The 7,324-nt window shown below is 45.8% G+C and carries 5 protein-coding genes; 3 read left to right on the top strand and 2 right to left on the bottom strand.

Annotation, left to right across the window (positions count from 1 at the left end; all coding sequences use genetic code 11):
• The first annotated feature begins 177 nt into the window (after positions 1-177).
• The 3 genes from QUA38_RS26125 to QUA38_RS26115 all read left to right on the top strand — a co-directional run bounded on the left by QUA38_RS26125 (position 178) and on the right by QUA38_RS26115 (position 3,283).
• Complete coding sequence (locus tag QUA38_RS26125; RefSeq protein WP_333167059.1) at positions 178-855, top strand: TIGR02117 family protein; 678 nt, start codon at positions 178-180, stop codon at positions 853-855.
• A gap of 139 nt (positions 856-994) precedes the next feature.
• The gene (gene hisA, locus QUA38_RS26120; protein ID WP_333167057.1) at positions 995-1,768 is read left to right on the top strand and encodes a 1-(5-phosphoribosyl)-5-[(5-phosphoribosylamino)methylideneamino]imidazole-4-carboxamide isomerase; all 774 of its coding nucleotides are present in this window, start codon (positions 995-997) and stop codon (positions 1,766-1,768) included.
• 105 nt (positions 1,769-1,873) lie between these two features.
• A complete protein-coding gene (locus QUA38_RS26115; RefSeq protein ID WP_333167056.1) occupies positions 1,874-3,283 on the top strand; it encodes a cation:proton antiporter in 1,410 nt (469 codons plus the stop codon).
• Between the two features lie 101 nt (positions 3,284-3,384).
• Here the strand turns inward: QUA38_RS26115 and QUA38_RS26110 are convergent, their stop codons facing one another.
• Both QUA38_RS26110 and QUA38_RS26105 read right to left on the bottom strand, forming a co-directional pair.
• Positions 3,385-4,392 carry an ADP-ribosylglycohydrolase family protein gene (locus QUA38_RS26110; RefSeq protein WP_333167054.1) on the bottom strand — a complete coding sequence of 336 codons (1,008 nt, stop codon included), beginning with the start codon at positions 4,390-4,392 and terminating at the stop codon, positions 3,385-3,387.
• Positions 4,393-4,621: 229 nt separating this feature from the next.
• The coding region (locus QUA38_RS26105; protein WP_333167052.1) for a PAS domain S-box protein at positions 4,622-7,324 on the bottom strand (2,703 nt) is incomplete at its 5' end.

The following is a 7,324-nucleotide window of genomic DNA, read 5'->3' as shown; positions in this document are numbered from 1 at the left end:
ACAAGTGCAAGAAGTGCGAAAAAGAGATTTCGCTGGCGTGTCGTTCTTTTTCTACGAAAGTTTGTCGAATTGGGCTAGCGAAACCCCCGAACAGCGCAATTATGCCTTGCAAGAATTCTTTCCCACAAAAATGCAGCGCCCGCCATCCGAAGGCACAATTTGAAACCTACGGTTAAAATGAGAAAAAGCATACAGCGCTTAGGAATTGTCATCTTATCTTTGACCGCTTTCCTAACAATTGGTTATCTCACTCCCAGAAAGTGGGGAAATTACTCGCAAGCAGATTGCACAATCTCTCTATACATTTCCAACGAAGGCATCCACACCGAAATTATTGTTCCAGTTAAAAATGAATATTTTGACTGGAATCAATTTTTACCGCTAACAGAAATAGGGCGGGATGCCACTTCTGATTATAAATATTTGTCTTTTGGATGGGGAGATAGAGCTTTTATGCTGGAAACTTCCACATCAGAAAGTATCAACCCAGTTACAGCTTTCAAGGCGCTATTTCTCCTTACTCCCTCTACTCTACACGTTCAAGGTTATCGGGTTCTCCCCCTAAAAATTGAAACCAAATGTGTTAAGATTAGCGGGAAAAACTATCTGATGCTGGTTAATTTTATTAAAAATTTATTCCAATTAGACGCAGCAGGTAAGAAAATGAAAATTAGCTACGGCTACGGTAACAGCGACAGTTTTTATGAAGCAAAAGGCAGTTACTATATTTTAAGAACTTGCAACGACTGGACTGCAGAAGCTTTGCAAAAAGCCGATGTCAATACTCCTTTATGGTCAACGCTGTCTTCGGCGATTATGTTTCATTTAAATAGCGGTTGCGAATGTCAAAAATAAATGGTAATGGATAATACCATTTTAGATTTTAAATTTTAGATTTTAGAATTCGGAATGAATGATTGTGTATGGGTTGGGAGATTGCCTAAAGTTGCATTCTTTTTTTTAACTGGTATAATTACCAATTTGAGGAAAAATTATGAATGTAATTCCAGCGATCGACTTATTGGATGGAAAATGCGTCAGATTGTATCAGGGAGACTACGCGAAGTCTCAAACTTTTAACGACAACCCCGTCGCAGTCGCCAGAGAGTGGGTAAATGAAGGCGCAACCATGCTGCATTTAGTAGATCTCGACGGCGCCAAAGCAGGTCATCCAGTCAACCAAGCAGCCATTGAAGCGATCGTCCGATCAGTAGACGTTCCCTGTCAAGTAGGTGGGGGAATGCGCGATCGCACTTCTGTTGCTGCTATCCTCAATTTAGGCGTCCGGCGCGTCATTCTCGGCACTGTCGCCGTCGAACAACCGCAATTAGTCGGCGAATTGTGCGCCGAATTTCCCGGCAGAATTCTGGTGGGAATAGATGCCAGAAATGGTAAAGTTGCGACTAGAGGCTGGCTAGAAACTTCGGAAGTTTTAGCAACAGAATTGGCGCAAAAAATGGCCGAGTTAGGTGCTGCTGAAATTATTTACACTGACATTCACCGCGACGGTACTATGGAAGGGCCGAATTTGGAATCTTTGCGCGAAATTGCTAACGCTATTTCGATTCCGGTGATTGCTTCCGGTGGCGTTAGTTCGATCGCAGATTTGTTGAGTTTGCTGGCTTTGGAACCAATTGGTGTCAAAAGTGCGATCGTCGGTAGGGCAATTTATACCGGCGATATCTTGCTAAAAGAAGCAATTCAAGCAGTCGGACAAGGGCGGTGGCAGGATGTACCGCCAGATTTGGGTTCTTCAAGTTTTGCTTGATAGTCATGTCGAGTTAACGGGCTACCCAATATGTAACAGTTATCAATTTTCCGACTCACAGTCAACAGTCAGCGTAGAATCGTCTTTCTTACCATCATCGTACCCATGTTTTTGAACCATACAATTACAGCTTTAAGTTCTGGGATGGCTTTTGTAGTTGCCCCCATACCTTTGTTAGCAACAGTCGAGGCAGAAAATTCGCCGATCGTCCTCAGCGGAGTTTTGCTCAGTTTGGTAGTGATTTATATCGCCAGTAAAATCGGCGCGGAAGTGGCTCTAAAATTTGATTTTCCCCCGGTTTTGGGTGAACTTGTAGCAGGGGTGATTATTGGAATATCTGCTTTACACTTAATCGTTTTTCCCGGAAGCGACCTGTCAGCATCCAACTCAGGGATTATGACAGTTCTGCAATCGATTAATCATCTGTCTCCTGCCGCCCTCACCAGTGTCTTTGAATCGCAGAGTGAAATCATTGCAGTGCTAGCAGAATTAGGCGTGATTATTCTGCTGTTTGAAATTGGGTTAGAGTCGGATCTCAAACAACTCAAGCAAGTCGGAATTCAAGCTACCGTTGTCGCCTGCGTAGGTGTGGCAGTTCCCTTTGCCGCTGGTACTGCGGGCTTGATGATAATTTTCCACACGGAGGCAATTCCAGCAATTTTTGCGGGGGCTGCTTTGACGGCAACCAGCATTGGAATTACATCTAAAGTGTTGTCTGATTTAGGACAACTGAACTCTAAAGAAGGTCAAATTATTGTCGGTGCGGCGGTGATTGATGATGTGCTAGGAATTATTGTCTTGGCTGTTGTCGCCAGTTTAGCCAAAACCGGGGAGATTGATGTTGTTAATGTCATCTATTTGATTGTCAGTGCAACTGTTTTTCTGCTAGGTTCGATTCTGTTGGGCGGTGTATTCGACAAAACATTCTCGGCGGTGGTGGGCCAACTCAAAACTCGCGGCAATATTCTCATCCCGGCATTTATTTTTGCCTACTTCATGGCTTTTCTGGGCAATGCAATTCATCTCGAAGCGATTTTGGGTGCCTTTGCTGCGGGCTTGGTTTTGGATGAAAGCGATGCCCGCCTGGAGTTGGATGAATTGGTGAAACCCATCGCCGATTTATTTGTACCCATCTTCTTTGTAACGGTGGGAGCTCGGGCGGATTTGGGGGTTTTGAACCCAACAGTGCCGGATAATCGGGCGGGACTTTTGATTGCCGTATTTTTGATTGTCGTTGCTATTTTGGGCAAGATCGTAACAGGTTGGGTGGTGTTTGGTCAGCCTGGAATCAATCGATTGGCGATCGGAGTGGGGATGGTTCCTCGGGGCGAAGTCGGCTTAGTGTTTGCCGGCATCGGTTCCGCGAGTGGGGTTTTGGATAAACCGTTAGAAGTCTCGATTATTATCATGGTGATTCTGACGACTTTTTTGGCTCCGCCTTTTCTGCGGATTGCCTTTGGCGATACGGTAGTGCCTCCTGCTAGTGGGGAACTTTCTAGCGATAAAATCGTTTGATTGAGGGAATTTGAGTCGGGGCGATCGACTGATTTAGAAACAAATGTCGATCGTCCAAATTTATTTAGCCGTAATAATAAGTCCTAAGTTGTGAGAAGCGGCTACAACTTGACTTTCAACTGATAACAATTGTCAGCGAGTTTAATCAGTTCGCCCAGACCCCAGGTACCCCGATCGTTCAAAAATTCCGTTAGTTGATTCGGGATGGCTTCTAGGCCCAGAAATGCCCCGCTGATGGCACAAGCCATTGCTGCGGTGGTATCCACATCGCCACCGACGGCGATGCTAGTGCAAAGAGTTTCCCAGTAATCTTGAGGCGTTCTCAAAAACGCATATAAACTCCACAAGACGCTACCAACTACAAAAGGGGAAATTCCTTGCCAAGAGTGCTCGTAGTTTAACGGGAGTCCAGCTTTAGAAATCAACTCTACGGCTGACTCTGGAGGCAATTTGACCCAATCAATCAAATCTTTGAGCAAAGCGGCAAAGGAAAAATCAACTTCTCCTACCCATTCGCTCAGTTGACCGAGAAATGGCTCAGTTTCAATCATCATGTCAGATTGAAGGGCGATCGCCACAGCCCCCGCGATCGCCACAGCACCGGCAGAACACCGCGAATCTTGATGAGTGATGCGCCCTTGATCGCAAGCAGCTTGTACAAGCTGGGACGGGCGATCGTAGAATATTAAGCCGATGGGTCCAGCCCTCATCGCACTGCCATTACCAGCACTGGGAGCAGGAGTACCAGCTTCTTGCCAAGCAACGCCCCGAATCAGGCGGTTTGCAGCTTCTTCTGTCGATCGACCGCGCCCGACAATGCGCTGTTGAGCGAAAATGTCAGCAATACGGGTGGCGTAGTCGCTGGGGTCGAATTCGCCACAAGCGAGGTAGCTTTGGAGGAGTTCGCGGGCGAGTTGGGAGTCGTCCGTGTATTGACCAAAAGGAAAGCCGAAGCGATCGCGATCTTTGATTTTTTTTAGTCTAACTTCGTAGCTGACAAAGTTTTGGCAAACTTCCGGAGAATAGCCTTCTACTCTACAGCCTATAGCGTCGCCGAGACACTGACCGATCAGACAACCTCTAAATTGTTCCAGACGCGGGACAGTCATTTATCTAGCTTTAAGTAGGTCGATCTAATGTTATGTTAAATCCCCGACTCCTTAAAGCCTGCTGTCGCGAGTCAGAGCGCCCCCTGCTGGCACTAACTACTTGTCTATCCCCTTTTTTTCTTGAATTTGAGCTGACCACTTTTATTTTATTTACACAAATCATTCAGACACGCTCTAGCAGTTTCCAAGCTACTTAAAAAACGCTATATATAAAGGAATGTGATAGCGGTTATTTACCGACGAGTGCTACAGCACCGCTTTGCAAAACAGGAATTTCTATTCGGAACTCTGCTCCTTGATGGGGTTGAGAGAAGCACTGGAGTAAGCCACCGTGCTTATCAACTACAATTTGATAGCTGATAGATAGCCCTAATCCAGTTCCTTTACCCGTTGGTTTTGTGGTGAAGAAGGGATTGAATACCTGTTGTCTAACAGTTTCCGGCATCCCAGGGCCATTGTCTCGAACTTGAATTACTACATTTTTTGAATAACCAGAATGAGTTTCGTTTGTGACTAGCTTAGTCCGAATAGTGATGCGACTGGGATTTTTTTGGATGTCTTTTGGAGAACGCTGATTGTCGTAGTTTTCTAAAGCATCAATCGCATTGGCCAGAAGATTCATAAAGACTTGGTTCAACTGTCCGGCATAGCACTCTACCAGCGGTAAGTCGCCGTACTCCTTGACAATTTCAATAGCAGGATGAGCCGGATTTGCCTTCAGTCGATTTTGCAAAATCATCAATGTGCTGTCAATTCCCTCGTGGATATCAACTGGCTTCATTTCTGCCTCATCCAGCCGCGAGAAGTTTCTTAGTGACAGGACAATTTGACGAATGCGATCGGCTCCTACCTTCATTGAAGTCAGGATTTTGGGCAAATCTTCACTAATGTAGTCCAGCTCAAACTCTTCAATTTTTTCCTGAATTTGGGCATTAGTTGGATAGGTTTGCTGGTAAAGCTGAATCAACTTTAGTAAATTTTGCGTGTAGTCGGCGGTATGGCTCAGGTTGCCATAGATAAAGTTGACTGGATTATTAATTTCGTGAGCAACACCAGCAACAAGTTGCCCCAAACCTGACATTTTCTCTGCCTGAATGAGTTGTGCTTGAGTTTGCTGTAAGGTTTTGAGTGCAACCTCAGCTTCCTCTTTTGCTTGCCTTAACGCAGTTTCGGCTTGCGTGCGCTCAGTAATATCCAGTGTCAAGGATGCAACTCCAACAATCTTTCCAGCATCCCCTACTAAAGGCGTATTGAACCATTCGCAAATAATGGTTTTGCCGTCTCTGGTAATATTTTCGTTGACACTGTAGATTCCTCCAACCTGAGTCAACAGGTTGTTCATAACTCGATCGACTACCTCTCTGGCAGACGCAGGCACAATTAATTCTGCGGCATGGTGTCCGATCGCCTCTGTAGCCGTGTAACCAAAAATCTTCTCTGCCGCTGGATTCCAGGCCGTGACTTTAAAGTTTAAATCCCATTCCACAACGGCCAGTGCACTTTGGCGGAATAGAAAAGATAGCCGCTGCTCCGACGCTTTGAGTTCTTCTTCTACCTGTTTCCGTTTAGTAATGTCAATCCCTGTTTTGATGATGTACTCAATTTCACCTCGATCATCGACTAAAGCAGTATCTGACCAGGCAATCCGTCTGAGTTGTTGATTTTTGCTCATCCAACTGCCTTCATACTGCTGGGGAAAATTACCAGATTGTAAAGACTCAAAAGCAGTTTTGGCTTGTCCAGCTAAGTCTGAGTTCGGGAACAAGTCCCAAAGGTAGCGCCCCTTCACTTGACTAAACGAGTAATGAGTCATTTGTTCGCAAGCTCGGTTAAAGCGAACGATTTGTCCCTGCGGGTCGAGCACAACTACCAGCGCACCTGCAATTTCAAGAATGGCTGAAACAAAATTGCGTTCCACTTCGACTGCTGTAATCAGTTCCTCTAACTGGGTTGCCATATTGTTAAAGGCGATCGCCAATGTCCCCAGTTCGTTTTGGCTGTCGATGTTGACCCGTGTATCTAATTGCCCCGCACTGAGTTCAGTAGCTGCCGTGGTTAAGCGCTGGAGCGGCACCACAATTTGCCGAATAAATAGATACCCAATGCCAACAGCGACGATCGTCACCACCGCCAATGAGCCTCCCATAACTGAGAGCATCTGGTAAACGGGAGCATACGCCTCAGCCGTTGGCAGTTCTACAACCACATTCCAATTTACGCTCCGAACTAAGGCAGCGGCTCCCAATACTTCTACCTGCTTTAGGCCCTGATAAACGTTAAGGCGCTTAGTATCTTCGGAGGCTTTCAAGAATTGAAAAAAGGGGCGCTTAGAAATATCTTGAAGTTGAAACGTTTCTGGCTTACTACCCTTTTGAGCAATGAGAAAATTACGCTCATCGACTACATAGACATAACCTGTCTTGCCAACCTCGATTTGGGAAACAACAAACCACAGAAAGTTGAGATTTACCTGCGCTAATAGCACCCCATCCACCTCATCTCGCTCATTCCGAATCGGAACCGCCAGAATGGTGGTTGGTTGGTGAGTTTGAGGATTAATTTCTACAGGACTGACATAATCTTCCTGTTGTTTGAAGGCACGAATAAACAGTGGCGAAGTGGCGGGATTTTCTAACTTGAGCGGTTCGTAGGGTGAAACTGACGCGACAACTTGTCCCTTCCGGTTCAAAATGGCAACGGCTTCATAAGCATCATTATGACGAATCATCCCTTCCAACAGGCTTTGCTGCGCTTGAGGTTGAAATTTTGTGAGTCCTTTGACCCTAGCTAAATAGCTCAGTTTTCGTTTCAAGTCATCTAAATAATTATCAATCTGCCCTCCTGCTGTCTGGCTACGCTCTTCTTGGAGCGATCGCGATTGCTGGATCTGCGCCTGAAAGCTGAGGTAGATCAGCAAGCCACCTGTGGGCAG

Source organism: Microcoleus sp. Pol12B4 (assembly GCF_036701385.1).
Lineage (GTDB): Bacteria > Cyanobacteriota > Cyanobacteriia > Cyanobacteriales > Microcoleaceae > Microcoleus.
The sequence above is the reverse complement of the archived record's forward strand: the minus strand, read 5'-3'. Positions and strand labels throughout refer to the sequence as shown.

Bases quoted from the DNA above. Each gene is read 5' to 3' on its own strand.
- QUA38_RS26125 (WP_333167059.1), top strand. From the start codon at position 178: ATGAGAAAAAGCATACAGCGCTTAGGAATTGTCATCTTATCTTTGACC.
- hisA (WP_333167057.1), top strand. From the start codon at position 995: ATGAATGTAATTCCAGCGATCGACTTATTGGATGGAAAATGCGTCAGA.
- QUA38_RS26115 (WP_333167056.1), top strand. From the start codon at position 1,874: ATGTTTTTGAACCATACAATTACAGCTTTAAGTTCTGGGATGGCTTTT.
- QUA38_RS26110 (WP_333167054.1), bottom strand. From the start codon at position 4,392: ATGACTGTCCCGCGTCTGGAACAATTTAGAGGTTGTCTGATCGGTCAG.